The organism is Streptomyces sp. NPDC047853, from assembly GCF_043204535.1.
In the GTDB taxonomy this organism is placed as follows: Bacteria; Actinomycetota; Actinomycetes; order Streptomycetales; family Streptomycetaceae; genus Streptomyces.
Genome location: NZ_JBIDCI010000016.1, coordinates 1 through 25,734, shown reverse-complemented (window position 1 = coordinate 25,734; position 25,734 = coordinate 1). Strand labels below are relative to the sequence as shown.

At 72.3% G+C, this 25,734-nt stretch carries 17 protein-coding genes and 1 tRNA gene; 10 read left to right on the top strand and 8 right to left on the bottom strand.

The features are described from left to right. Nucleotides 1-174: 174 nt before the first annotated feature. Nucleotides 175-1,209 (bottom strand): alpha/beta hydrolase family protein, encoded by a 1,035-nt coding sequence (locus ACGF5T_RS26705; RefSeq protein ID WP_366767436.1) that lies wholly within the window; start codon nucleotides 1,207-1,209, stop codon nucleotides 175-177. 274 nt (nucleotides 1,210-1,483) lie between these two features. Here ACGF5T_RS26705 and ACGF5T_RS26700 point away from each other — a divergent pair, with 274 nt between their 5' ends. From ACGF5T_RS26700 to ACGF5T_RS26680, 5 genes are all read left to right on the top strand, one after another. After that, nucleotides 1,484-2,002: a hypothetical protein gene (locus ACGF5T_RS26700; RefSeq protein ID WP_366767485.1), complete on the top strand. Its 519-nt coding sequence runs from the start codon at nucleotides 1,484-1,486 to the stop codon at nucleotides 2,000-2,002. Continuing rightward, on the top strand, nucleotides 1,969-3,393 hold the full coding sequence (locus ACGF5T_RS26695; RefSeq protein WP_392889443.1) for a hypothetical protein: 1,425 nt from the start codon (nucleotides 1,969-1,971) through the stop codon (nucleotides 3,391-3,393). The genes ACGF5T_RS26700 and ACGF5T_RS26695 overlap by 34 nt, the downstream gene beginning before the upstream one ends. Beyond that, nucleotides 3,390-4,820: a VWA domain-containing protein gene (locus ACGF5T_RS26690; protein ID WP_366767434.1), complete on the top strand. Its 1,431-nt coding sequence runs from the start codon at nucleotides 3,390-3,392 to the stop codon at nucleotides 4,818-4,820. The genes ACGF5T_RS26695 and ACGF5T_RS26690 overlap by 4 nt, the downstream gene beginning before the upstream one ends. A gap of 98 nt (nucleotides 4,821-4,918) precedes the next feature. Next, nucleotides 4,919-6,043: an AAA family ATPase gene (locus tag ACGF5T_RS26685; protein ID WP_356610955.1), complete on the top strand. Its 1,125-nt coding sequence runs from the start codon at nucleotides 4,919-4,921 to the stop codon at nucleotides 6,041-6,043. Continuing rightward, on the top strand, nucleotides 6,040-9,003 hold the full coding sequence (locus tag ACGF5T_RS26680) for a hypothetical protein (protein ID WP_356610957.1): 2,964 nt from the start codon (nucleotides 6,040-6,042) through the stop codon (nucleotides 9,001-9,003). The genes ACGF5T_RS26685 and ACGF5T_RS26680 overlap by 4 nt, the downstream gene beginning before the upstream one ends. Before the next feature lie 48 nt (nucleotides 9,004-9,051). Here ACGF5T_RS26680 and fusA read toward each other — a convergent pair whose 3' ends face one another. After that, a complete protein-coding gene (gene fusA, locus ACGF5T_RS26675; RefSeq protein ID WP_356610959.1) occupies nucleotides 9,052-11,109 on the bottom strand; it encodes an elongation factor G in 2,058 nt (685 codons plus the stop codon). 454 nt (nucleotides 11,110-11,563) lie between these two features. Next, nucleotides 11,564-11,648 (bottom strand) — tRNA-Leu (locus ACGF5T_RS26670). A 141-nt stretch (nucleotides 11,649-11,789) separates the two neighbouring features. On the opposite strand from ACGF5T_RS26670, the gene ACGF5T_RS26665 reads away from it, so the two are divergent. Further along, a complete protein-coding gene (locus ACGF5T_RS26665) occupies nucleotides 11,790-13,121 on the top strand; it encodes a DUF2254 domain-containing protein (RefSeq protein ID WP_366767433.1) in 1,332 nt (443 codons plus the stop codon). Between the two features lie 32 nt (nucleotides 13,122-13,153). Here ACGF5T_RS26665 and ACGF5T_RS26660 read toward each other — a convergent pair whose 3' ends face one another. The 3 genes from ACGF5T_RS26660 to sucC are packed head-to-tail and all read right to left on the bottom strand — an operon-like array spanning nucleotide 13,154 to nucleotide 16,766. Next, on the bottom strand, nucleotides 13,154-14,710 hold the full coding sequence (locus ACGF5T_RS26660; RefSeq protein ID WP_366767432.1) for an aldehyde dehydrogenase family protein: 1,557 nt from the start codon (nucleotides 14,708-14,710) through the stop codon (nucleotides 13,154-13,156). Continuing rightward, a complete protein-coding gene (gene sucD, locus ACGF5T_RS26655) occupies nucleotides 14,707-15,609 on the bottom strand; it encodes a succinate--CoA ligase subunit alpha (protein WP_356610964.1) in 903 nt (300 codons plus the stop codon). Before sucD ends, ACGF5T_RS26660 begins: the two co-directional genes overlap by 4 nt. Nucleotides 15,610-15,623: 14 nt before the next feature. Beyond that, nucleotides 15,624-16,766: an ADP-forming succinate--CoA ligase subunit beta gene (sucC, locus tag ACGF5T_RS26650; protein WP_356610966.1), complete on the bottom strand. Its 1,143-nt coding sequence runs from the start codon at nucleotides 16,764-16,766 to the stop codon at nucleotides 15,624-15,626. Between the two features lie 142 nt (nucleotides 16,767-16,908). On the opposite strand from sucC, the gene ACGF5T_RS26645 reads away from it, so the two are divergent. The 4 genes from ACGF5T_RS26645 to ACGF5T_RS26630 all read left to right on the top strand — a co-directional run bounded on the left by ACGF5T_RS26645 (nucleotide 16,909) and on the right by ACGF5T_RS26630 (nucleotide 23,491). Further along, a complete protein-coding gene (locus ACGF5T_RS26645; RefSeq protein ID WP_366767431.1) occupies nucleotides 16,909-18,591 on the top strand; it encodes a thiamine pyrophosphate-binding protein in 1,683 nt (560 codons plus the stop codon). 9 nt (nucleotides 18,592-18,600) lie between these two features. After that, entirely contained in the window at nucleotides 18,601-19,842 is a 1,242-nt protein-coding gene (gene frc, locus ACGF5T_RS26640) for a formyl-CoA transferase (protein WP_356610970.1), read from the top strand. Between the two features lies 1 nt (nucleotide 19,843). Next, nucleotides 19,844-21,991, top strand: a complete 2,148-nt coding sequence (locus ACGF5T_RS26635; protein ID WP_366767430.1) for an acetate--CoA ligase family protein — start codon at nucleotides 19,844-19,846, stop codon at nucleotides 21,989-21,991. Between the two features lie 120 nt (nucleotides 21,992-22,111). Further along, entirely contained in the window at nucleotides 22,112-23,491 is a 1,380-nt protein-coding gene (locus ACGF5T_RS26630; protein WP_366767429.1) for an OFA family MFS transporter, read from the top strand. Between the two features lie 77 nt (nucleotides 23,492-23,568). On the opposite strand, the gene ACGF5T_RS26625 is transcribed toward ACGF5T_RS26630, so the two are convergent. After that, the gene (locus tag ACGF5T_RS26625; protein ID WP_356612981.1) at nucleotides 23,569-24,783 is read right to left on the bottom strand and encodes a sugar phosphate isomerase/epimerase family protein; all 1,215 of its coding nucleotides are present in this window, start codon (nucleotides 24,781-24,783) and stop codon (nucleotides 23,569-23,571) included. Nucleotides 24,784-24,897: 114 nt separating this feature from the next. Then, the coding region (locus tag ACGF5T_RS26620; RefSeq protein ID WP_392889432.1) for an alkaline phosphatase family protein at nucleotides 24,898-25,734 on the bottom strand (837 nt) is incomplete at its 5' end.

Sequence of the window (25,734 nt, the reverse complement as noted above, 5' to 3'; positions counted from 1 at the left end):
GCTTATACCTATGCGGCCCGGGGGGGTTCTCGTCGGCCCTCTGGTTTTGGGCCGGGGGGGGGGGGGGGGGCGGGGGGGCGCCCCGGGGGGGGGGGGGGGGGGCGCCCGGGGCCCCCCACCCCCCCCGGCCCCCCCACTGCCGGTGGCCCCGGGCGGGCCCCGGGAGCTCGGACGCTACCTGCCCCGAGAGCCCTCCGCCCCGAGGGCGTCCAACAGCATGGGGAGCGAGGCGTGCAGCTCGCGTTCCCAGTACGGCCAGGTGTGGGTGCCCGGGCCGTAGAAGTGGGTGGTCACCTTCTTCGCCCCCACCCGCTCCAGCTCTGCTGCCAGCGCATGGTTCTGCCTGTTGAAGTCCGCCTCCAGGGCGCTCGTGCTCCCCGGTGCGTCGAGCGGACCGGTCGTCCCGTCGCCGCAGGACAGGTACACCGGGATCGACCGGAGTCGCCGGGCGAGATGGAAGGGGTCGTGGGCCTCCCAGACGCGGCGTTGCGCGACCGGGTCGCCCCAGACGCGGAGCGGGTCGTTGCCCTGGCCGGCGAAGAAGCCCATGATGCGGGCGACCGACTCGTCGTTCAGGAGGGGATGAGCCGAGCCGGAGTAGGCGGCCGCGGCCCTGAACAGGCCCTGGCGGCGGGCCGCGTAGAGCAGGGCACCCTGGCCTCCCATCGACAGGCCGGCCACGACACGGTTGCCGCCGGCGCCCCAGTCGCGTTCCAGGAGGTGGCGCAGCTCGACCGTGTGGAAGGTCTCCCAGGCCGGGTCGCCGCCCTTGCCGTGGTTCCACCAGTCGCTGTACCAGCCGTTCCAGCCGGCCTCCGGCATGACGACGAGGACGTCGCGCAGACGCTCGGTCTCCGCCACGTCCGTCATGCTGGTCCACGACGTGTAGTCGCCGCAGCAGCCGTGGAGGAGCCACAGGGTCGGCCAGTGCTGCCGCCGTCGGTCGTGCGGGTCCCAGCCGTCCGGGGTGAGGAGGCGGACCTGGACGGCCCGGCCGCCCAGGGCCGTCGACCGCACCGACAGGTCGACCTGTCGGTCCGCGACCCGGGTGACGGCCACGACCTCGGCGCCGGGGCGGGCACCGGCGGCCTCCGGCTGCCCCGCGGCCAGGGTCGGGGCGGCGGGCGCGAGGGTGGCCAGCAGGACCGCCAGGACCAGGAGGACCCTGGCTCTGAGCGGGGTCAGGACGGTGGGCACGTTCGCGAACACGGCTGCTCCCTGTGGTGGGTTGCTGGTCGTCGCGGTGTGGTGCGGGCTTTGCCGCGGGTCCGGTCGTCGGTTCTCCGCTCTCCGTCGATGCGGGCGTGGGCCATCGCCCGACGTCCACTGCACAAGTAGCGACCGGTTCACGGGCGCCGTCAAGGTCGCGTCGAGGGACCGGTCACGAGCGCCGAGGACGCGGCGGTCGGCGGGGCGTTGTCAGTGCCTGCCGATAGATTCGATCTCGTTCCGCCGAGGTGGCGTGAACGCCCCCTTCGCTTGCATGGGAGATGGTGCGTTGTCCGTCTGGGAGAAGTCGAGCACGGCTCGGGTGGTGCCGCCCGCGCGGCCGAGGAAGCTGGCCAAGGTGCCGTTCGTCGAGCTGGCCGACGGCCGGTTGCAGGGTGTGGTTTCCAGCGGCTCGGACATCGGGCGCGTCTACGTGTCCTCGGTCGCGGCCGGGTCGTACGCGTACTCGTGCAGCACCAACAACAACCGTCCCTGCGGTGGGGCGCACGGCTCGTTCTGCAACCACATACGCGCGCTCGTGGGTGAGGCCGTGCTCCAGTACGGGGCGGAGCGCGTGGCCAGGTACCTGAAGGTCGACGCCGAGGACCCAGCCGACGCGCAGGTGCTCACCTACGCCATGACGTCCACCCGGCCCGGGCCCGGCGACGGTTCGGCGGCGGCCCAGGTGTTCAGCCGGTTCCTGCGGCACCTCGCCTATCTCGAACTTCCGGTCACCACCGCTCCGCTGCCCGAGATGCAGTGGTTCCCGACGACCAGGGCGGTGACTGCCTGATGCGTGCCGATCTGCTTCTCGACGCGGTGGACGGTCTCGACGAGGCCCTCGCCGCCGTGGACGGCTTCGATGCCGCGCTCGTCGGCGGGCTGCTCCGTCCGCAGCCCGGGCAGGCCGAGGGACTGGCCGGGCTCGCCGACGCCGTCGCCGGGTCGCCGCTGGCCTCGCGGGTGGCCGAGGCCGCCGACAAAACGGCCGCCGGGGCCGGGGACGAGGGGCACTTCGTCGCCCTCGCCGCCGCCCGCACCGCTCTGCTCGGATCCGTGCACGACGCGCTCGTCACCCGGGTGGAGGAGGCCGTCGGCCGGCCCCGCGGTGAGGCCGCCGCCGCCCCCGCGGCCGGTACGGAGCAGGCCGCCAACCTGCGCCTGGCCGCGCGCGGCTGGCTGTGCGACCTGGCGCGGGCCGGCTGGCGGGGCATCGACCACGAGCTGGTCGGCGGGGCCGCGCCCGTCGTCTCCGCGATGCTGCCCGACCCCGCGTCGCGCCGGCCGGCCACGCTGCTCGACGGGTTCGCCGCCGAGCTCGCCGCCTCCTGTCCCGGGGCGACGCTGGAGCGGGTTCCGGTGCGCCGCTGGGCCGACCTGTGGTCGCGTGCCCTGCTGCTGACGCTGCCGGGCGTCGACCCCGAGCCGGTCGTGGCCGAGGCGACCGGGCGTCTGCTGCCGCTCGGTGTCGACGTCCAGGAGCACGCCACCGCCGTACAGGCGCAGGTGCACGCGGTGTTCGAACCCGCCGACGGCGGTACGCCCCGGCTGGTGCGGGCCTCGGTGTCCGCGCCGAAGCCCGACACGGTCGTCGGGGCCGGTCTGTGGCAGCTGCTGCGACCGCACATGTCGCTGCTGGCCGCCGTGAGCGAGGGCCGTTCCATGGACCTCGACGCGATGCCCCTGACCGCCGAGGGCGACCTCGTCTGGGACGACGCCCGCGCGCGTGCGGGAGAGCCCGCCGACGCCTTCGCCACCGCCCGGGTCGCCCTGCCCACCGCCGCCGCGTTCCCCGTGGCTCCCCTGGAGCGGCATCCGGCCCGGCTGGCGGTGCCGGTGCTGCTGGAAGGGTACGGCGTGGAGGAGGAGGACGGCCGGGTCGTCCTCCGGACGGCCGGAGGCCACCTCGGCGTCGACACCGACCGCCTGCCGGTCGCGGGACCGCTCACTCCCGAGTTCGTGGCCTCGTCCGTGGCGTGCCTCGGGCTGCTGCGCTGGGATGCCGGGGAGTTCCTGCTCCAGCCACTCGCCGTCGAGCGGCTGGTGCGGAAGAAGGCCGTCGCGGTGCACGCCGGCGCCTGGGCCGGGGGGACGACCGACAAGGCGGGGGCCCGGGCCGAGAAGGCCGCCACGGACGCCGTCACCGTACTGCGCGAGCGCGCCGGAAAGCTGCTGCGGAAATGACCGGCCACTCCCCCGGGCAGGCTCCCGGTCCCGCGCCCGAGCCCGACGCGGCCGACAACCGCCGGCAGGTCCTCTACTGGCGGCTGCTCGCCCGGCTCTTCGACCCCGAGGAGCACGCCTCGCTGGAGTCGGCGAGTCTCGCCGTGGTCGAGGACATCGGCCTGCCTCCCGCCCTCCTGGACCCCGACGCGTCCGTCGGCTCCGTCGTGCAGCGGCATCCTGAACTCGCCGAGGAGTTCGAGGGCTTGATGACGCCCGAGCCGGAGGAGGACGGCGAGCGCGACCGGGCCGCCGAGGTGCGGCGCGCGGCGCTCGCGTCGAAGGTGCTGCTGAACGTCTTCGCCTCCCGCCCCGGCAACGTCACCGCCGAACAGCTGGCCCGCTGGCAGTCCGACGCGGAATGGCTGGAGCGTGCCCTCGGCTGCCGGCCCGGCGAACTGCGGGGCGGGCGGGGCACCGGTGGCCGTCCCGGCGGCGGTGTCAGCCCGACCGGTACGGGCGTCGGCGGGCCCACTCCCGACCTCAGCCGTCTCCTCCCGGAGATCGGGCCGGAACTCGGCTCCATCGAGGCCGGCCTCGTGCAGCGCATGCGGCTGCGCGAGGTGCTGGCCGATCCCGCGCTGGCCGCCCGGCTGACACCCAGCATGTCCCTGATCGAGCAGTTGCTGCGCGACAAGGACAACCTCTCCGGCGTCGCGCTGTCCAACGCCAAGGCGCTGATCCGCCGGTACGTCGACGAGGTCACCGAAGTGCTCCGCACCCAGGTGGAGAAGTCCACGGTCGGTGAGCTCGACCGGTCCGTGCCGCCCAAGCGGGTCTTCCGCAACCTCGACATCGACCGCACCATCTGGAAGAACCTCACCAACTGGAGTCCCGAGGAGGAGCGGCTCTACGTCGACCGTCTCTACTACCGGCACACCAGCCGCAAGACGACACCCCAGCGGCTCGTCGTGGTGGTGGACCAGTCGGGTTCCATGGTCGACTCCATGGTCAACTGCACCATCCTCGCCTCCATCTTCGCGGGGCTGCCGAAGGTGGACGTCCATCTGATCGCCTACGACACGCAGGCACTGGACCTCACCCCCTGGGCGCACGACCCCTTCGAGACACTGCTGCGCACCAAGCTCGGCGGCGGCACGGACGGCACGGTCGCGATGGCCCTCGCCCAGCCGAAGATCGCCGAGCCGCGCAACACCGTCGTGGTGTGGATCTCCGACTTCTACGAGTGGCGTCGGCAGGAGCTGTTCGACAGCATGGCCGCCGTCCACCGCTCGGGAGCGAAGTTCATCCCGGTCGGCTCGGTGACCAGCTCCGGGCGGGGCAGCGTCGATCCCTGGTTCCGGGAGCGGTTCAAGGACCTCGGCACCCCGGTGATCTCGGGACACATCAAGAAGCTCGTGCACGAACTCAAGACATTTCTCACCTGATCACCGAGCGACCGAGCTGCCGAGCACCGGAAAGCGTCTCTCGTTCCGTTTCGTTTCTTTTCGTTTCGTTGTGATCACCGCATGGAAAGGCCTTCCTCATGTCCGACCTGCTGCGCGCGCCCGCCGAGATCAAGTACGCGGAGGAGCTCGACTGGCTGGAGTCGATCGACGACAGCCCCAAGCCGTTCTCGTGGCGCCTGTCGCCGAAGATGGTCCGTCTGTTCATCCTCGGTTCCGAGCGCTCCGACGGCCTCGACCGGGAGGTCTCGCAGAAGTGGTTCGGTGACCGCAGCTTCGTCGAGCGGTCCATCGTGACCCTCGCCTCCGACCGCGGTCTGCTGCTCATCGGCGATCCCGGCACCGGCAAGAGCTGGCTGGCCGAGCTGCTGTCGGCGGCGATCAGCCGCAACTCCACGCTGGTCGTGCAGGGCACGGCCGGCACCACCGAGGACCACATCAAGTACTCGTGGAACGTGTCGATGGTCATCGCCAAGGGGCAGTCGCGGGAGTCGATGATCCCCTCGCCGATCATGACCGCGATGGAGGCCGGCTCCATCGGCCGTTTCGAGGAGCTGACCCGGTCGACCAGTGACGTCCAGGACGCGCTGATCTCCATCCTCTCGGAGAAGTACATCTCCGTGCCCGAACTGGAGAGCGGGAGCGGGGACGACAACATCGTCTTCGCCAAGCCCGGCTTCTCGATCATCGCCACGGCCAACAGCCGCGACCGGGGCGTCAACGACCTGTCCTCCGCGCTCAAGCGGCGTTTCAACTTCGTCCGCATCCCGGTCGTGACGAACAAGAAGAGCGAGGCGGAGATCGTCCGCTTCCGCACCGAGGAGCTGCTGCGCCGGCACTCGATCGAGCTGGACGTGCCCCCGACCCTGCTCGACGTGCTCCTGCGGAGCTTCGCGGACCTGCGCGCCTCGGCGGCCGCGGCCGGCAGCGACGACGAGAAGCTCGAGTCCGCCCTGTCGACCGCCGAGCAGATCGGTGTCCTGGAGGACGCCGTCCTGCACAGCAACTTCTTCGGTGAGCGCGCCCTGACCGCCCGTGCCCTCGCGTCCTCGCTGGTCGGCTCGCTCACCCGCCGCGAGCCGGAGGACCTGGCCATCCTCAACAAGTACCTGCACGGTGTCGTCGAGCCGCGCAGCAAGGAGGAGGGCGGCTCCTGGCCCGAGTTCCTGGAGGGCGGCCGCGACGCGATCGCCACCCTGTCATGAGCGGGCCCCAGGAGAGCACGTCGTTCGCCGCGCTGCGCGGGCAGTTGCAGGAGGCCGCCGCCACCTTCGCGGGCGGGCCGGACGCGCTGGAGGGCATCCTCCTCGGCCTGGTCGACGACGTCGACCGGGCGGTGCGCGAACCGCTGGAGATCTTCCCGGTCTGCCACCACTCCCCCGCCTCGGCGACCGCCATGGCCCGACGGCTGCGCGCGAAGCAGCCGAAGGTCGTCTACGTGGAGCTGTGCGAGGACATGGCTCCGCTCCTCACCGAGCTGCGCAACTGCCGGCTGCCGGTGGCGGTGCAGGCGTTCGCCGGTGACGTCGACGGCTTCCCCGCCGAGTGGGCGCCGCTGTCGGTCGTCGCGCCGATCACCGAGGCGTCCGCCGAGTACCAGGCCATCGCGTACGCCCTCGACACGCCCGGGGTGGAGCTGGTCCTGGTCGACCGGTCGGCGGACCACGTCTTCCAGTGGGACAGCAGGGGCGGGGAGGCGGCCGGCGAGACCCCGGCGGACGGGGCGCCGGCCTCCGGTGAGCCCGAGGCCGCGCTGCACGGCGAGGCCGTCGGCGTCGAGATCGGCGACCTGCGTCCGCGCTTCGCCGAGCTGGAGGAGCACCTGCTGCGGCACGGCAAGGTGCGGCACTGGTCGGAGTGGTGGCACCAGTACGTCGAGGTGCCGCTCGGCGCGGGCACCGGTGACGGCGTCGCCGACCACGACACCTACCGCCAGGTCATGTTCCTCATCGGCAGCCTCTTCCGGCGGCTCGCCCCGGGCGACGGCGACCGGGTCCGGGTGGACGAGGACCGCGAGCGGTACATGTGGACGCGGATGCGGGAGCACATGGCGGCGACCGGGACTGATCCGTCGGACGCGCTGTACGTGTGCGGGGCCTTCCACGCGGCCAGCCGGGTGGCGGAGTTCGGGGTGGGGGGCAGCGACACCTTCACCATCTCGCCGCGTTCCGCCACCGCTTGGCAGTACGGGCTGATCCCGTCCAGTCACGCGGCGATCGAGGCGCAGTTCGGTCTCGCCGCGGGGTCGGTGTCGATCGCGGCGACCGAGTGGGCGAAGAGCCTGAAGCGGACCCGGGTGAAGCCGTTCCGCCTGGAGGGCCAGGCCGGGACGAAGAAGTCCAGGTCCGTGCGGAAGCAGGCGGCCGCTCCGGCACCGGAGCCCGCGGCCGCCGAGGACCGGCTGTCCGGCTTCCTGCGCAGGCCGCCGGTGCTCGACGGCCTGGACGAGGCGGAACTGCTCGGTTGGTCCGTGGACATCGTGCGCGCCGCCCGGCGCAACGGATACCTCGCCTCGACCGCCGACGCCATCGCCGTCTTCGAGACGTCGATCCTGCTCGCCGGGATGCGGGACCGCGCCAAGCCGACGCCGTACGACTTCCAGGACGCGGCGGTCACCTGCATCGAGAAGGACACCGTCCCCGGCCGGCGGGACGTGCGGCGCCTGGTCGAGATCATGATGGGCGGTGACCGGGTCGGCCAGGTCGGCTACGAGGCGCTGCCGCCGCTCGCCCGGGACGTGCACGACCGGCTGGCGCCGCTCGGGCTGAAGCTCCAGCAGCGGGGCGTGCAGCGGGCGCTGCTGGACATGGTCTCCCGGCCGGAACTGCGGGCCTGTTCCGACGTGCTGTGGATGCTGCGGAGGCTGATGCCGCACGGTGCGGCACGGCCGATCATGGGCGAGCGGCGGCTCGGTGAGCGGTCGATCCAGGAGTCGTGGGACCTGGCGATCGGCACCCACCAGCGGGCCCTCATCGAGCTGGGCTACGAGGGCGTCAGCATCGAGCAGGTCCTGGAGCAGCGGCTGCGGCGGGACGCGTACGGGCCGCGGGCGACGACGGCGACCGTGCTCGCGGCGGTCGAGGACGCGACGTTGTACCTGGGCAGCCGGCGTCTCGCCGACGAGCTGGGCACCCACGCGCTGAAGGTCCTCGCCACCGAGCGCAGCGTCGACGGCGCGCCGGAGGTGCTGCGCCGGGTACGTGGACTGCTGGCGTACTACCGGACCAGCGAGCCCGAGCTGCCCTCCTGGATCGAGTCGTTCGTCAGGACCGGCTACGCCCACTACTGCACCCTGCTGCCGACGGCGTTCCGGGACGAGGACGCGACGGTGGGGCAGGTCGCGGCGATGCTCGGCTTCCTGTTCAGCATGGAGGGCCTTGCGCTGTCGCTGGGGTGCGACCGGGCCCAGCTGGAGCTGGCGGTCGCCCAGTCGCACCCCGAGGAGCCGTCGAAGACGGCGCTGCTGTGGGCGGCCCAGGTGCAGCTCGGCACCCTGTCGCGGGCGCAGCTGCGGGAGCGGTGCGACGAGTTGCTGGCCAACCCGCTGGTGGTGCCCTCCTATCCGCGCTATCTCAGTGGCTTCGTCCACGCGCTGGAGCCCGTTCCGGGGCTGGCGGACGTGGTCGTGGAGGCGGTGTCCAACGCGTTCGCGCGGTTGCCGGACGCGGTGCTGCTGCCGTGGCTGCCGCTGCTCATCACCACGATGCGCTCGGGCGCCGCGGAGCTGGCCCCGCTGCTGATCCGGGAGGCGGGACGGATCTTCCCGGGTCGGCTGGCGGCCCTGGACGCGTGGGTGCCGCCGTGGCGGACGCCCGCCGCCGCGCCCGTACTCCGCCGGGCGGGGGCGGAGGAGCCCGGTCCTCGGGGAGCCGCGCTGCTGCCGGCGCACCCGGCGACCTGCGACGCGGTCGCGGAGCTGCTGGGCTGCTCCGGGGAGTGGGCACAGCCCGGCGCGCCGACCGGAGCACCGGCCGGACCGATGGGCGCCGCGCTCCTGGCCGCGCACCCGGCGGCCTGCGACGCGCTGGCCGGCCTGCTGGGCTGCGACGGGCCATGGACCACGCAGGCCACTCCTCCGGCTGCCGCCACTGCCCCCGGCGCCGTGCTGACGTCCCGGCACCCGGCGGCCGCGCAGGCGTGGGAGTCCCTGCTGGCGAGGGCCTGACGAAGGGCCCGGCCCCTCCCGCGTACGGGGAGGGGCCGGCCCGGCGCGCTAGCGGACGGCGGCCGGGGTCGGCGCCGGCGCGTAGCCGGTGGGCCGGGCACTGAACGTGCCGCGGCCCTGGGTGCGGCTGCGCAGCCGGGTCGCGTAGCCGAACAGTTCGGCCAGCGGCACGGTGGCGGTGACGACCGCCGTGCCGGCCCCCGTGTCGGAGCCCGTGACCCGGCCACGTCGGGCGGCCAGGTCACCGAGGACGCCACCGACCGCGTCCTCGGGCACGGTGACCGTGACCTCGACCACCGGCTCCAGCAGGACCATCGCCGAGGCGCGCAGGGCCTCGCGGAGCCCGAACCGGCCGGCGGTGCGGAAGGCCGTCTCCGAGGAGTCCTTGACGTGGGTGAGGCCGTCGACGAGCGTGACCCGTACGCCGGTCACCGGGTGACCGCCGAGTGGGCCCTCGGCCAGCGCGTCCCGGCAGCCGGCCTCGACCGCCCGGACGAACTCCTGCGGCACGCGCCCACCGACGACCGCTGAGCGGAACACCAGGCCACGCTCTTCCGTGTCCTCCTCCCACGGCTCCACGTCCAGCACGACGTGCGCGAACTGCCCCGCGCCGCCGTCCTGTTTGACGTGCCGGTACACGAAGCCGGACACGCCCTCACCGACCGTCTCGCGGTACGCCACACCTGGGCGGCCGACGGCGACCTCGAGACCGTGCTCGCGCCGTACGCGCTCCACCGCGACCTCCAGGTGCAGTTCCCCCATGCCCGACAGCACGGTCTGCCCGGTCTGCGGGTCGGACCGGACGGCGAGCGAGGGGTCTTCCTCGGTCAGCCGGGCGAGCGCGGTGGCCAGTCGGTCGGTGTCCGTGGAGCGACGCGCCTCAACCGCCACGTGCACGACGGGTTCGGCGACACCCGGGGGTTCCAGGACCAGCGGGTCGTCCGGTGCGCACAGGGTCGAGCCGGCGCGGGCGGACTTCAGCCCGACCACGGCGACGATGTCCCCGGCGACCGCCCGTTCCAGCGGATCGTGACGGTCGGCGCACACCCGCAGGATGCGGCCGATCCGCTCGGCGCGTCGTGTGCTCGCGTCCCACACGGTGTCCCCCTTCCCGATCGTGCCCGAGTACACCCGCAGGTAGGTCAGCCGTCCTGTCGGGGTGGCGTTCACCTTGAACGCCAGTGCCGCCATCGGCGCCGCCGGGTCGGCGGGCCGTTCCTGCTCCGCGGCCTCATGGGTGCCGCGCACCGGGGGTACGTCCAGCGGTGACGGCAGGTAGGCCACCACCGCGTCCAGCAACGGCTCGACGCCGCGGTTGCGGTAGGCCGAGCCGCACAGCACCACCACGCCGTCGCCGCCGCGGGTCAGGTCGCGCAGGGCGGCGGCGAGGGTGGTCGCGTCGAGGGTCTCGCGGTCGCAGAACTCCTCCAGCGCGGCCGGGTGGCGTTCCGCCACCGCCTCCTCCAGCAGTCGCCGCCTGCGCGCCGCTTCCTCACGCAGGGCGTGCGGGACCGGTCCCTCCTCGGCTGTGTCGGCGCCGTCGGCCCACACCAGGGCGCGCATGCGCAGCAGGTCGACGACGCCGGTGAAACCGTCCTCCGCGCCGATGGGCAACTGCACGACCAGCGGCACCGGGTGCAGTCGCTCACGGATCGAGGCGACGGCCGCGTCGAGGTCGGCGCCCGTCCGGTCCATCTTGTTGACGAACGCGATCCGCGGCACCCCGTGCCGGTCGGCCTGGCGCCACACGGACTCGCTCTGCGGTTCCACCCCGGCGACGGCGTCGAACACGGCGACCGCACCGTCCAGCACACGTAGCGAGCGTTCGACCTCGTCGGCGAAGTCGACGTGTCCCGGGGTGTCGATCAGGTTGATCCGGTGGCCGTCCCAGGAGCAGCTGACCGCCGCGGCGAAGATGGTGATCCCGCGGTCGCGTTCCTGCGGGTCGAAGTCGGTGACGGTCGTGCCGTCGTGGACCTCGCCGCGCTTGTGAGTGGTGCCGGTGGTGTAGAGGATCCGCTCGGTGACGGTGGTCTTGCCGGCGTCGACGTGGGCGAGGATGCCCAGATTGCGGACGGTGGTGAGGGTGTTGACGTGGGTGCGCACGGCCCGTGGCCCTTCGCTGGTCTGTACAGGGGGCGGCGCGATCTCCCGGGACGGCGGACGCTCGCGGCGGCGGCCGGCGGCACTCCTGGTGCCGGAGGTACCGGCGGTGCTGCCGGTACCGGTACCGGTGCCGGTGTGGCCGAGCGGGCGTACGTCAGTGCGTCGTCGCGGGTTTCCGGTGCCGGCCGCGCAGCGGACACCGGACGGCCGGAGACACGAGGATCACCTCGTACCGGGACGGGGGAACGACGGCTGCGGTGCGGATGCGCACGGCCCGGCTCCCCTCACTCGGTCTCGATGTCGTGGTGAGTCTAGGGAAGCCGGAAGCGCCGGCGCATCGCATTTACGGGGCTCGCGTACCGCTCTCGGGTCGCGTCGTCACGGTCCCGGGGCAGCACGGAAACGCGAGATGCCGGCCGGGATCTCTCCCGGCCGGCATCACGTTGCTGTCTTGTGTCCGAGGGGGGACTTGAACCCCCACGCCCGATAAAGGGCACTAGCACCTCAAGCTAGCGCGTCTGCCATTCCGCCACCCGGACCAGGTGTCTGTCGCTGTGCGGGGTGCTCCCCCGCGGCGACATGGACAACCATACCAAGCTTTCGCAGCGCCTTTCACCTGCGTTTCCTTCGCCTGAGCGGCGGTCCGGGACCGACGGCTCCGCGGCGCCTAGGGTCGGACCATGAGTGACTGGAGGGTTACCCAGGGTCCGCTTCCGCGTCGTCGGCCGCGGGCGCTGTCGCCGCTCAGGGAGCATCTGCGGGACACGTTCTGGTTCGCGCCCACGGCGGCCATGGTGGGCGTCTTCGTGGTCTGGCTGGTGGCGCAGGAGCTGGACGCCGCGCTCGTGCGGGCGTTGCAGGACGAGGGGGACTACGAGACCCTCGCCGAGCTGCTGCGGTTCGCGGACGACGCGAGGACCGTGGTGTCCGCGGTCGGCTCGGCGATGATGACGTTCATCGGTGTGGTGTTCAGCATCTCGCTGGTCGCCGTGCAGATGGCCAGCGGGCAGTTCACCCCGCGGGTGGTGCGGCTCTTCGTCCGCAGCCGGATCACGAAGGCGACCTTCGCCGTCTTCCTCGCCACGTTCGTGCTGACCCTGCTCGTCCTGACCAGTTACGACAGCACCCCCGACCCCCGTGACACCACGTCGGTGCCCCTGGTGCAGTCGGTGCTCACCCTCGCGATGGTCGCGCTCAGTCTGCTGCTGTTCGTGATGTACGTGAACGCGACGCTGCGGCTGTTGCGGGTCAGCCATGTGATCGCCCGGATCGCCGCGGAGTCCTTCCGGGTGGCGGCGCAGATGCCCGCGCCGGCGGGTGGCGGCGGGGTGCCCGCCCTCGGTCCGGTGACCGGGTGGGTCGCCCACGACGGGCGTGCCGGTGTGCTGCGGGACGTGCACACCGCCCGGCTGGTGCGGGTGGCCCGCAGGCACGGGGTGGTCCTGCGGCTGGTCCCGCGGATCGGTGACTTCCTGGTGCCCGGCACTCCCGTCCTCGCGGTGCACGGCGGGCAGGCTCCGCCGCGCCGGAGGCTGCGGTACACCCTGGCCGTGGGGGTCGAGCGCACCTTCCACCAGGATGTGGCGTTCGGGTTGCGCCAGCTGTCCGACATCGGTCTGCGCGCCCTGTCCCCGGCGGTGAACGATCCGACGACCGCCGTGCAGGCGTTGGACCGGGTGGTGCAGATCCTGGCCGACCTGTCCCGGCGGCCGCTGGACAGCGTCGAGCACCGGGACCGGCACGGCGCCGTGCGGCTGGTGCAGCCCGTGCCGGGCTGGACCGAGCTGGTGGATCTCGGGTTCGCCGAGGTCAGAGCCTGCGCCGTGGAGGCCCCGCAGGTCACGCGGCGCATGCTGGCCGGGCTCGACGACCTGCTGCGGCTCGCGCCGCCGGAACGGCGCGAACCTCTGCGGCGCCACCGCGAGCTGTTGCGGCAGGCCGTCGAACGGACCGCGCCGAGCCCGGCGGACCGGGCCTTCGCCCTGTCGCCGGACCGCCAGGGCATCGGCTGACGGCCCTCCCCTCGCGTCCGGTGCCCTCGGGCCTACGGCATGAGGTGGTGGTCCGGGAAGTTCCCCGGCAGCCGCTCCCCCGCCGGCCCCTGCGTGACGGCGCGTACCAGCAGCTCGCCGCCGACGAAGGCCCCGCGCCAGGACGCGCCGTGTCCGCCGAACAGCTCGTCGCGGTCCCCGCGGGAGCGCGGGACACCGTGGCCGACCTTGAACGCGCGGATCTGCGGCGCGAGCCTGTCGTACGTCGCCGGGTCGTCGGTGGAGAGGGTGGCGACCAGCGCGCCGTTCGAGGCGTTCATGGCGGCGAGCAGCTCCGCCTCGGTGTCGACCAGGACGACGGTGTCGACCGGGCCGAAGGGCTCCGCGTGGTGCAGCGGTGAGGACCCGGGCGGATTCAGGAGGGTGACCGGCTGGACGTAGGCCGAGGTGTCCTGGCCGGGCAGGAAGCGGGCGTCGGCGGCGCCGGCGCGGTACAGGGGTACGGCGCCCCGGTCTACGGCCTCGGCGACCTGGTCGTGCAGCTCCTTCGCCTTGGACGCGTTGATCACCGGCCCGAAGTCGAGCGGCGGGCAGGGATCGTGCGGTGCCTCGACGGCGAGGGGGTGGCCGACGCGCAGGGTGCGGACCGCCGGGAGGTACGCCGCGAGGAACGCGTCGAACTGGCGGCGCTGGACGACGAAGCGCGGGTAGGCGGTGCAGCGCTGCTTGCCGTAGTCGAAGAGCTTCGGGATCACCGCCGTGAGCGCGGCCCAGTCGGTGAAGTCCCAGACTCCCCAGGTGTTGAGTCCCTCCTGTTCGAGGATGTGCCGCTTGCCCAGGTCGGCGACGGCCGTGGCGACGGCGGCACCGGCGTCGCGGCCGCCGACGAAGGAGACGCAGCCGATCTCGGGCGCCCGCACCAGGGCCGGCGACAGCTCGCCCCCGCTGCCGCTGACGAGGGTGACGGGGACGCCCTCGCGCGCGGCGAGCGCGCAGGCCAGGGTCAGGCAGGCGACACCGCCGTCGGTGGGGGTCTTGGCGATGACCGCGTTGCCAGCCAGGGCCTGCACCAGTAGGGCGTGGACCAGCACGCTCATCGGGTAGTTCCAGCTCGCGATGTTGGACACCGGCCCCTCCAGCGGCGCCCGGCCCTCGGTCATCGCCTCGATGCCGTCGACGTACCAGCGCACCCCGTCGACGGCCCGGTCGACGTCGGCCTGCGCGAGCCGCCAGGGTTTGCCGATCTCCCAGACGAGCAGCAGTGCCAGGAGTTCGCGGTGCTGGGCGAGGGCGTCGAGGGTGGCCGCGACGCGGGCGCGGCGTTCGGGCAGGGGGACGTGGCGCCAGGCGCGGTGCTGGTCGAGGCAGGCGCGTACGGCCCGGTGGGCCGTCTCCCCGTCCAGCCGGGGCGGGCCGGTGATCGGGGTGCCGTCGACGGGGCTGGTGGCGGGCAGGACCCGGCCGTCCGCCCGCCAGGCACCGTCCCAGAGGTTGAGGACGCGGTCGTCCCGGAAGGCCTCGGGGGCGGCGGTGAGGCAGCGCTGCCAGGCGTCGGTCCAGGAGGTGCCGGACTTGAGGGTGAGGGCGGCGCCCCCGGTCCCGGCGGTCATGCGGGGACCCCGTCCCGGGTCTCGCCGCCGAGTACGGCGACGACGTGCCGTGCCGTCTCGGTCGGTGTGTTCCCGACCCGTACGCCGGCGGCTTCCAGCGCCTCCTTCTTGGCCCGGGCCGTGCCCGAGGAGCCGGAGACGATGGCACCGGCGTGGCCCATGGTCCGCCCCTCGGGCGCCGTGAAGCCGGCGACGTAGCCGACGACCGGTTTGGTGACGTGGTCGCGGATGTAGGCCGCCGCGCGTTCCTCCGCGTCGCCGCCGATCTCGCCGATGAGGACGATCAGCTCGGTGTCGGGGTCGTCCTGGAAGGCGGCGAGGCAGTCGATGTGGCTGGTGCCGACGACCGGGTCGCCGCCGATGCCGACGCAGGTCGAGAAGCCGGTGTCGCGGAGTTCGTGCATGAGCTGGTAGGTGAGGGTGCCCGACTTGGAGACCAGGCCGACGGGGCCGGGCCGGGCGATGTCGGGCGGGATGATGCCCGCGTTGGACTGGCCGGGGGTGATCAGGCCCGGGCAGTTGGGGCCGATGATCCGGGTGCCCCGGGCCTCGGCGTACGCGGTGAAGGCGACGGTGTCGTGGACGGGGACGCCCTCGGTGATGACGACGGCCAGGCCGATGCGGGCGTCGGCGGCCTCGAGGACCGCGGCCTTGGCGAAGGCGGGCGGCACGAAGACCACGGTGACGTCGGCGCCGGTGCGCTCGACGCCCTCGCGGACCGACCCGAAGACCGGCACCGCGCGCTCCGCGAGGTCGACGGTGCGGCCCGCCTTGCGCGGGTTGACGCCGCCCACCACGTCGGTGCCGGCGGCGAGCATGCGGCGGGTGTGCCTCATGCCCTCGGCGCCGGTCATGCCCTGGACGAGGACCTTGCTCTCCTTGGTGAGGTGGATCGCCATGTCGTCCTGTCTCCTTATCCGGCGGTGGATGCCGCGGCGGCGAGTCGGGCGGCACGGCGGGCGGCGCCGTCCATGGTGGTGGCCTGTTCGACCAGCGGGTGGGCGCGGGCGGCCAGCACGGCCCGGCCGCGCGCCGCGTTGTTGCCGTCCAGGCGGACGACGAGCGGTGTGGTGAGCCGGACCTCCTCCAGCGCCCGGACGATGCCCTCGGCGACCGCGTCGCAGGCGGTGATGCCGCCGAAGACGTTGACGAGGACGGACTTGACGGCGGGGTCGGAGAGGACGACCGACAGGGCGTCGGCCATGACCCGGGCGGAGGCGCCGCCGCCGATGTCGAGGAAGTCGGCGGGCCGGGCACCGCAGCCGGCGACCGCGTCGAGCGTCGACATCACCAGTCCGGCGCCGTTGCCGATGACCCCGACCTCGCCGTCGAGCCGGACGTAGTGGAGGCCCTTGGCGGCGGCCCTCGCCTCCAGCGGGTCGGCGGACGCCGCGTGTTCGCCGTCCGGGCGGGGGCGACGGAAGCGGGCGTTGTCGTCGAGGGTGACCTTGCCGTCGAGGGCCATGATCCGGCCCCGGGTGGTCCGCACGAGCGGGTTGACCTCGACGAGGAGGGCGTCCTCGCGGACCAGCACCTCCCACAGCCGTACGAGCACGTCGGCGCTCTGCGCCGGCAGGCCCGCCGCCGCCGCGATGCGTGCGGCGACGGCCGAGGTCACGCCCTCGGCCGGGTCCACGGGGACGCGGACCACCGCCTCGGGCCGCTCGGCCGCCACCTCCTCTATCTCCGTCCCGCCTTCCGCGGAGGCGATGGCGAGGAAGCGGCCGGCCGACCGGTCCAGGACGTAGGACACGTAGAACTCGCGGTCCACGTCGACCTGTTCGGCGAGCATGACGGTGGCGACCGTGTGGCCCTTGATGTCCATGCCGAGGATCCGGCGGGCCGCCCGTTCGGCCGCGACGGGGTCGGCGGCGAGCCGCACACCGCCGGCCTTGCCCCGTCCGCCGGTCTTCACCTGCGCCTTGACCACGACACGTCCGCCGAGCCCGCGGGCGATCTCGCGCGCCCGGTCCGGCGAGTCCGTGACCTCGGCCCTCGGTACCACGATGCCGTGTGCTGCGAAGAGTTCCCTTGCCTGGTGTTCGTACAGGTCCATCTCGGCTCCTGACTGAAAGTGCCGCACGCCCCCTGGACACCACCCACCGGATGCGGGATAACAAGCTTCATACAGTATTCGTCGACTGTATGCAATGTACGAGAGAGCGCCCCAACCCCTCGTGAAGGGACAGGACTTCGCCATGCCCGACGACACCCAGGACGTCATCTCCGGCGGTCACCTCGTCGCCAAGGCACTCAAGGCCGAGGGGGTCGACCGCATCTACACGCTGTGCGGCGGCCACATCATCGACATCTACGACGGTTGCGTCGACGAGGGCATCGAGGTCGTCGACGTACGCCACGAGCAGGTCGCCGCGCACGCCGCCGACGGCTACGCCCGCATCACCGGCAAACCCGGCTGTGCGGTGGTCACCGCCGGACCGGGTACGACCGACGCCGTCACGGGCGTCGCCAACGCCTTCCGCGCCGAGTCCCCGATGCTGCTGATCGGCGGTCAGGGCGCGCACACGCAGCACAAGATGGGGTCTCTTCAGGACCTGCCGCACGTCGACATGATGACGCCGATCACCAAGTTCGCGGCGACCGTGCCGGACACGGCCCGCGCCGCCGACATGGTGTCGATGGCGTTCCGCGAGTGCTACCACGGGGCACCGGGCCCCTCCTTCCTGGAGATTCCGCGCGACGTGCTCGACGCCAAGGTGGCGGTGGACAAGGCCCGTGTGCCGAGGGCGGGGGCCTACCGTGCCTCGACGCGCTCGGCGGGTGACCCGGAGGCCGTCGAGAAGCTCGCCGACCTGCTGGTGCACGCGGAGAAGCCGGCCGTCCTGCTCGGCAGCCAGGTGTGGACGACCCGCGCGACCGAGGCGGCCGTCGAACTGGTCCGCACCCTGAACGTCCCGGCGTACATGAACGGCGCCGGACGCGGCACGCTGCCCCCCGGCGACCCGCACCACTTCCAGCTGTCCCGGCGCTACGCCTTCTCGAACGCCGACGTCATCGTCGTCGTGGGCACGCCCTTCGACTTCCGCATGGGCTACGGCAAACGGCTCTCCCCGGCCGCGACGGTCGTGCAGATCGACCTCGACTACCGCACCGTCGGCAAGAACCGCGACATCGACCTCGGGATCGTCGGCGATGCCGGCCTCGTCCTGAAGTCGGTGACCGAGGCCGCCTCCGGGCGGGTCGACGGGGGCGCGGCGCGGCGCAAGGAGTGGCTCGACGAACTGCGCGCCGCCGAACGCACGGCGCTGGACAAGCGGTTGCCGCAGCTCAGGTCGGACGCCTCCCCCATCCACCCGTACCGCCTGGTCAGCGAGATCAACGACTTCCTCACCGAGGACTCGGTCTACATCGGCGACGGCGGCGACATCGTCACCTTCTCCGGTCAGGTCGTGCAGCCCAGGTCACCGGGCCACTGGATGGACCCGGGACCGCTCGGCACGCTCGGTGTCGGCGTCCCCTTCGTACTCGCGGCCAAGCAGGCGCGACCCGACAAGGAGGTCGTCGCGCTATTCGGCGACGGCGCCTTCTCCCTCACCGGCTGGGACTTCGAGACCCTCGTCCGTTACGACCTGCCCTTCGTCGGCATCGTCGGCAACAACTCCTCGATGAACCAGATCCGCTACGGCCAGGCCGCCAAGTACGGCAAGGAGCGCGAGCGGGTCGGCAACACCCTCGGGGACGTGCCGTACGACGAGTTCGCGCGGATGCTCGGCGGACACGGCGAGGAGGTCCGCGATCCCGCCGACATCGGGCCGGCTCTGCGCCGCGCCCGCGAGTCCGGCAAGCCGTCCCTGGTCAACGTCTGGGTGGACCCGGACGCGTACGCCCCCGGAACCATGAACCAGACGATGTACAAGTGAGGTGGAACCATGACGGACACGCCGGCGAAGGCCCTCGAGGGCGTCCGCGTCCTGGACATGACGCACGTGCAGTCCGGTCCCTCCGCGACCCAGTTGCTCGCCTGGCTCGGCGCGGACGTCGTGAAGCTGGAGGCGCCCACCGGTGACATCACCCGGGGGCAGCTCCGCGACCTCCCGGACGTCGACTCCCTCTACTTCACGATGCTCAACTGCAACAAGCGGAGCATCACCCTCAACACCAAGTCCGAGCGCGGCAAGGAGATCCTCACCGAGCTGATCCGCCGCTCGGACGTCATGGTCGAGAACTTCGGGCCGGGCGCGGTGGACCGGATGGGCTTCACCTGGGACCGCATCAGGGAGATCAACCCGCGGATCGTCTACGCCTCCGTCAAGGGGTTCGGCGAGGGCCCGTACACCGGCTTCAAGGCGTACGAGGTGGTCGCGCAGGCCATGGGCGGATCGATGTCGACGACCGGTTTCGAGGACGGGCCGCCGCTGGCGACGGGGGCGCAGATCGGGGACTCGGGCACGGGTGTGCACGTCGTGGCGGGCATCCTCGCCGCGCTGTACCAGCGGGAGCGCACCGGACGCGGTCAGCGGGTGAACGTGGCCATGCAGCACGCGGTGCTCAACCTCTGCCGGGTGAAGCTGCGCGACCAGCAGCGCCTGGCCCACGGCCCGCTCGCCGAGTATCCCAACGAGGACTTCGGCGACGAGGTCCCCCGCTCCGGGAACGCCTCCGGCGGCGGCCAGCCGGGCTGGGCGGTCAAGTGCGCGCCGGGCGGCCCGAACGACTACGTGTACGTCATCGTCCAGCCGGTCGGCTGGCAGCCGCTGAGCGAGCTGATCGGCCGGCCCGAGCTGGCCGAGGACCCCGAGTGGGCGACGCCCCGGGCCCGGCTGCCGAAGCTGAACAAGATGTTCCAGCTCATCGAGGAGTGGTCGTCCACCCTCCCCAAGTGGGAGGTGCTGGAGCGGCTCAACGCGCACAACATCCCGTGCGGGCCGATCCTGTCCACCAAGGAGATCATCGAGGACCCCTCCCTGGTCGCCAACGAGATGGTCGTGACCGTCCCCCACCCCGAGCGCGGCGAGTTCGTGACCGTCGGCAGCCCGCTCAAGCTCTCCGACTCCCCCGTGGAGGTGAGCACCTCTCCGCTGCTCGGCGAGCACAACGAGGAGGTCTACGTCGGTGAACTGGGCCTCGGCGACGAGGAACTGCGGCTGCTCAAGTCGAACGGGGTGATCTGACATGGGGGCCGAGGACCGGGTGGCGCGGGTGCGCCGACTGCTGGACTCCGTACGGGCCGCGGGCCGCACCGCGCTCACCGCGCCCGAGGGCAAGGTGCTCGCCGACGCCTACGGGATCGCCGTACCGGGCGAGGAGCTGGCCCGGGACGTCGACGAGGCGGTGGCGTGCGCGGCGCGGTTCGGCGGGCCGGTCGTGATGAAGATCGTCTCGCCGGACATCCTGCACAAGACCGACGCGGGCGGTGTGGTCGTCGGCGTGGAGGGCGCGGCGGACGTGCGGGCGGCGTTCCGCCGGATCGTCGACGGCGCCCGCGCGTACGACAGCGGGGCGCGCATCGAGGGGGTGCAGATCCAGGAACTGCTGCCCGAGGGGCAGGAGGTCATCGTCGGCGCGGTGACCGACCCGACGTTCGGGAAGGTGGTGGCCTTCGGACTCGGCGGGGTCCTCGTCGAGGTGCTCAAGGACGTCACGTTCCGGCTGGCGCCCGTCGACGCCGACGAGGCGCTGTCCATGCTGGACTCCGTCCGGGCGGCGGAGGTGCTGCGCGGGGTGCGCGGACGGGCCGGGGTGGACCGCCGCGCGGTGGCCGAGCAGATCCGCCGGGTCTCCGAACTCGTCGGGGACTTCCCGGAGATCGCCGAGGTGGACCTCAACCCGGTGATCGCCACGCCCGGGGGCGCGGTGGCCGCCGACATCCGGGTGATCCTCGCGACGGAGGCGCCGAAGGAACGCCGCCGGTACACGCGCGAGGAGATCCTCACCTCGATGCGCCGCCTCATGCAGCCGACGTCGGTCGCCGTGATCGGCGCGTCCGGCGAACCGGGCAAGATCGGCAACTCGGTGATGCGCAACCTCGTCGACGGCGGTTTCGCGGGCGAGATCCACCCGGTGAACCCGAAGGCCGATGACATCTTGGGCCGCAAGGCGTACAAGAGTGTCACCGACGTTCCCGGTGAGGTGGATGTGGCGGTCTTCGCGATCCCGGCGCGGTTCGTGGCCGCGGCTCTGGACGAGGTGGGGCGCAAGAAGATCCCCAACGCGGTGCTGATCCCCTCCGGGTTCGCGGAGACCGGTGAGCACGCGCTGCAGGACGAGATCGTGGCGATCGCCGAGCGCCACGGTGTGCGGCTGCTCGGCCCGAACATCTACGGCTACTACTCGACGTGGCAGGACCTGTGCGCCACGTTCTGCACGCCGTACGACGTGAAGGGCGGGGTCGCGCTGACCTCGCAGTCGGGTGGCATCGGGATGGCGATCCTGGGCTTCGCGCGGACGACGAAGACCGGTGTGTCGGCGATCGTCGGCCTCGGCAACAAGTCGGACCTGGACGAGGACGACCTGCTCACCTGGTTCGGCGAGGACCCGCACACCGAGTGCATCGCGATGCACCTGGAGGACCTCAAGGACGGCCGCGCCTTCGTCGAGGCCGCGCGGGCGACGGTGCCGAGGAAGCCGGTCGTGGTGCTCAAGGCGGGGCGCACGGCGGCGGGTGCGCGGGCCGCCGGCTCGCACACCGGGGCGCTCGCCGGGGACGACGCCGTGTACGACGACATCCTGCGGCAGGCCGGGGTCATCCGGGCTCCCGGTCTGAACGAGATGCTGGAGTACGCGCGCGCGTTGCCGGTGCTCCCCGCCCCGGCCGGGGACAACGTGGTGATCATCACCGGTGCCGGTGGCAGCGGGGTGCTGCTCTCGGACGCGGTGACGGACAACGGGCTGACGCTGATGGAGATCCCGCCGGACCTGGACGCGGCGTTCCGTGCGTTCATCCCGCCGTTCGGGGCGGCGGGCAACCCGGTGGACATCACCGGGGGCGAGCCGCCGTCGACGTACGAGGCGACGCTGCGGCTCGGTCTGGAGGACCCGCGCATCCACGCGCTGGTGCTCGGCTACTGGCACACCATCGTCACGCCACCCCTGGTGTTCGCCGAACTCACCGCGCGCGTGGTGGCCGAGTTCCGCGCGCGCGGCGTCGAGAAGCCCGTGGTGGCCTCCCTCGCCGGCGACGTGGAGGTGGAGGAGGCGTGCCAGTACCTCTTCGACCGCGGGGTCGTCGCGTATCCGTACACCACCGAGAAGCCGGTGGCGGTGCTGGGCGCCAAGTACCGGTGGGCGCGGGCCGCGGGGTTGTTGGGGGGCGGCTCATGAGGTGAGTCGGCGGGGGCCGGCCGGCGGTGCGCGCCGGCCGGCCCCGGGACCCGCGCGCGCACGGAAGGCATTGGACAGGGGGCGCTGGCCAGAACTTTCGACGCAAGGGGTGCGAACGACATGACAACCACCGAGGTCCCCCGGTCAGTCGGCTTCCGGGAGGTGACCGACAGGAACGGACGCGTCTACCGCGTGGGCGAGTCCGACATCGACATCATGGGGCGCAAGCGCAAGTGGATGGTGATCCTGCCCTGGGTCGGCATGATGGGCATCTCCTCCGCCGAGTACGCGTTCGCGTCCGCCGAGGACACGCTGCACGAGGCCCACCACTGGTCCAGCGGCAACATCTACTGGATGATGACCGCCTGGATCTTCTGCCAGGCCGCGGTCGCCTTCCCCGCGGGGCGGCTGCGCGAGAACGGCAGACTGCCGGCGCGCTGGGCGATGATGCTGGGCTCGGTCGGCACCCTGCTCGGCTATCTGTCACTGGCGTTCGCGCCGCACGTCTCGCTCGCCTTCATCGGGTTCGGCGTGTTCAGCGGCATGGGTGCGGGCATGGTGTACGCGACCTGCGTCAACATGGTCGGCAAGTGGTACCCGGAGCGCAGGGGCGGCAAGACCGGCTTCGTCAACGGCGGCTTCGCCTACGGCTCGGTGCCGTTCGTCTTCATCTTCCACGGCTTCATGGACACCTCCAACTTCCGCTGGGTCCTGGTGTCGGCCGGTGTGTTCCTCGCCGCCGTCGTGGCGGTCGCCGGCTTCTACTTCCGGGACCCGCCCAAGAACTGGTGGCCGGCGGCCGTCGACCCGCTGAACCCGCCGGACGACCCGCGGGCCCGGCGTTCGCTGGAGAAGAACCCCCCGGCGACCAAGCAGTACTCCCCGCTGGAGGCGTGGCGCACCGGCCGGGTGGCGCTGATGTGGTTCTGTCTCGCCTGCACCTCGGGCGTGAACATCTTCGGTATCGCCTTCCAGGTGGACATCGGCGAGGAGGCGGGCTTCGCGGCCGGCATCGTGGCCACCGCCATGTCGCTGAAGGCGATCGTCAACGGCACCGGCCGCGGCGTCATCGGCTGGCTCTCCGACCTCTACGGCCGCAAGCAGTGCCTGCTCTACGTGTGCGCGATCCTCGGTCTCGCCCAGTTCGGCATCATCTGGTCGGCCGAGATCCGGAACCTGCCGCTGTTCCTGGTCTTCTCCGCCGTCTCCGGTTTCGGCGGCGGTGCCATCTTCCCGATGTTCGCGGCGCTGACGGCGGACTACTTCGGCGAGAACAACAACGCCACCAACTACGGCATGGTCTACAGCTCCAAACTCGTCTCCGGCCTCGGCGCGGGCATGGGCTCCGTGGTCGTCGGCGCCTGGGGCTACAACGGCGCCTTCACCCTCGCGGGCTGCATCTCGATCTTCGCCGGCTTCATGGCGCTGTTCCTGCACCCGCCGGGCCGTTCGAAGGACAAGCGCATCACGCCCAACCCCCGGCCGCTCGGTGAGGGCTGACCGGGCGAAGCCCGCCCGCACGGACCGGGCGGCCCCTCCCGCGCGACGCGGGAGGGGCCGCCCGGTCCGTGCACCGGTCAGCGGCGCCGCTTGCGCAGGGCCGCCAGGTTGTCGTAGCTGATCTTGGCCTCGCGCAGGGACTGCGCCGGGTCGGTGGCGCTCGGGGAGTTGTCGTCCTCGATCATCGGGTTGTGGTAGTTCCGCTCCCCGACCCGGGAGAAGAACGTCGTGTAGTCGATGACGCCGGTTCCGAAGGGCACCATGTCGTAGCCCATGCCGTTGGTCGTGCTGACGACGCCGTCCTTGGCGTGGAAGAGCGGGTAGCGCTTGTTGTTGCGGGCGACCAGGCCGGCCGGGTCGAAGACGTTCCTGCGCGTGGAGCCGTCGTGGGCGGTGTAGGTGTGGAACTTGTACTGGGCGACGTGCGCCCAGAAGATGTCCATCTCCAGCCAGACCAGCTTCGGGTCGGTGACCTTCAGGAAGTACTCGAGCTTCCGGATGCCGGAGCTGCGGGTCGGGCGGCCCTGGTCGTCCAGCGGGCCGCCGTCGAGCAGGAAGCCGTAGGCCCCGTCGTGGTTGTGGGTGTAGAGCTTGACGCCCTCACGGCGGGCTATCGCGCCGAGGGCGTTCCACTTGTCGGCGGCCACGTCCCAGTCGGCGCGGTAGGAGCTGCCGGTGGGGTCGCCGCCGGTGCCCATGTGATCCAGGCCGAGGATGTTGGCTATCTCCAGGTGCTTCTTGAAGGTGTCCTTGTCCGCCTCGGTCAGCGGCCAGGAGCCCGGGATGAAGCCGTGGTTGCCCTGGGCGCGCAGGCCGTAGTCGTCGAGCCAGCAGCGCAGCAGCTTCGCGCCCTGGACGGTCTCCAGGTCGGCGCCACCGGGGGCGTTGGCGTGCTGGCGGTAGCCGGCGAACTCGACCTGCCGGTAGCCGTGGCGGGAGAGCTGCTTGAACACCTCGCGGAAACCGGAGGGCAGGTCGGAGGCGAGGGGGTCGCGGGCGGTGGCGTCCCGGACGGTGTAGAGGATGATGCCGCGCTTGTCCGCCGGAACCAGGACCTGCCCGCGTCCGTGACCGTGGTCGTGGTCGTGGTCGCGGCCTCTGTCCCGGTCGTGGGCGAGGGCCGGAGCGGCGCCGAAGACGGGGGCCGCGACGGCTCCGGCGGCGACGGCGGTGCAGGTGCTGAGGAAGCGGCGGCGGCCCACGCCGAGACTGCGGCGCAGGCTTTCGTCCGGGCCGCCGGCCGCGGAGTCGGTACCTGCGTCGGTGCGCGAGGGGTCGGAGAACAGGGTCACGGGTGCCTGCCTTCTGGGTCGTGGCCTGCCCTGATGCGGCTCAGGCGGGCCGTTGTCAGTGCCGTGTGTTTCACTCTCAGTAGTCGGATCTCGGTGGCCGTGGATGGTGCCGCGTCAGCCGAGTCCGGCGAGCCGGAGCAGGAGTTGTTTCACGTCGGTGGCTTCGATGCGGTCGCCGAGGGCGCGGGGGGTGGAGCAGATGAGGAGCGGGCCTTCGTCGTCGCTTGCGGGGAGGCGGCCGTGGCTGCCACGGATGGGTGAGGGGTCCAGGGGGACGACGGCCATGCGGTAGCGCATGCCGAGTTTCTTGCGGGCCAGGGCGGTGGCGGCTTTGACCCTGACGTAGGGATCGAGGGGGTCCATGAACAGCTCGACGGGGTCGTAGCCGGGTTTGCGGTGGATCTCGACGAGCTGCGCGAAGTCGGGCGCCCGCTCGTCGTCGAGCCAGTAGTAGTACGTGAACCAGGCGTCCGGCTCGGCCACGGCGACCAGTTCCCCCGCGCGGGGGTGGTCGAGGTGGTGGGCCTTCTTGCCCGCGTCGTCCAGCAGCTGCTCGATACCCGGCAGGTCCTGAAGGGCGGCGCGGGTGGCGTCGAGGTCTTCGGGGCGGCGGACGTAGACGTGGGCGATCTGGTGGTCGGCGACGGCGAAGGCGCGGGAGGCCATCGCGTCGAGGTATTCCATACCGTCCTGGGTGTGGACCTCCAGCAGTCCGGCACGGCGCAGGGCGCGGTTGATGTCGACGGGCCGGCTGACGGGGGTGATGCCGTACTCGGACAGCGCGACCACCGTCCGCCCCTGGGCGCGGGCGTCGTCCAGGAGCGGGGCCAGGGCCGCATCCAGGTCGGTGGCCGCTTGCAGGGAGCGGGGGTCGTGGGGGCCGTAGCGCTGGAGGTCGTAGTCCAGGTGCGGGAGGTAGGCCAGGGTGAGGTCGGGGTGGCGGGTGGCCAT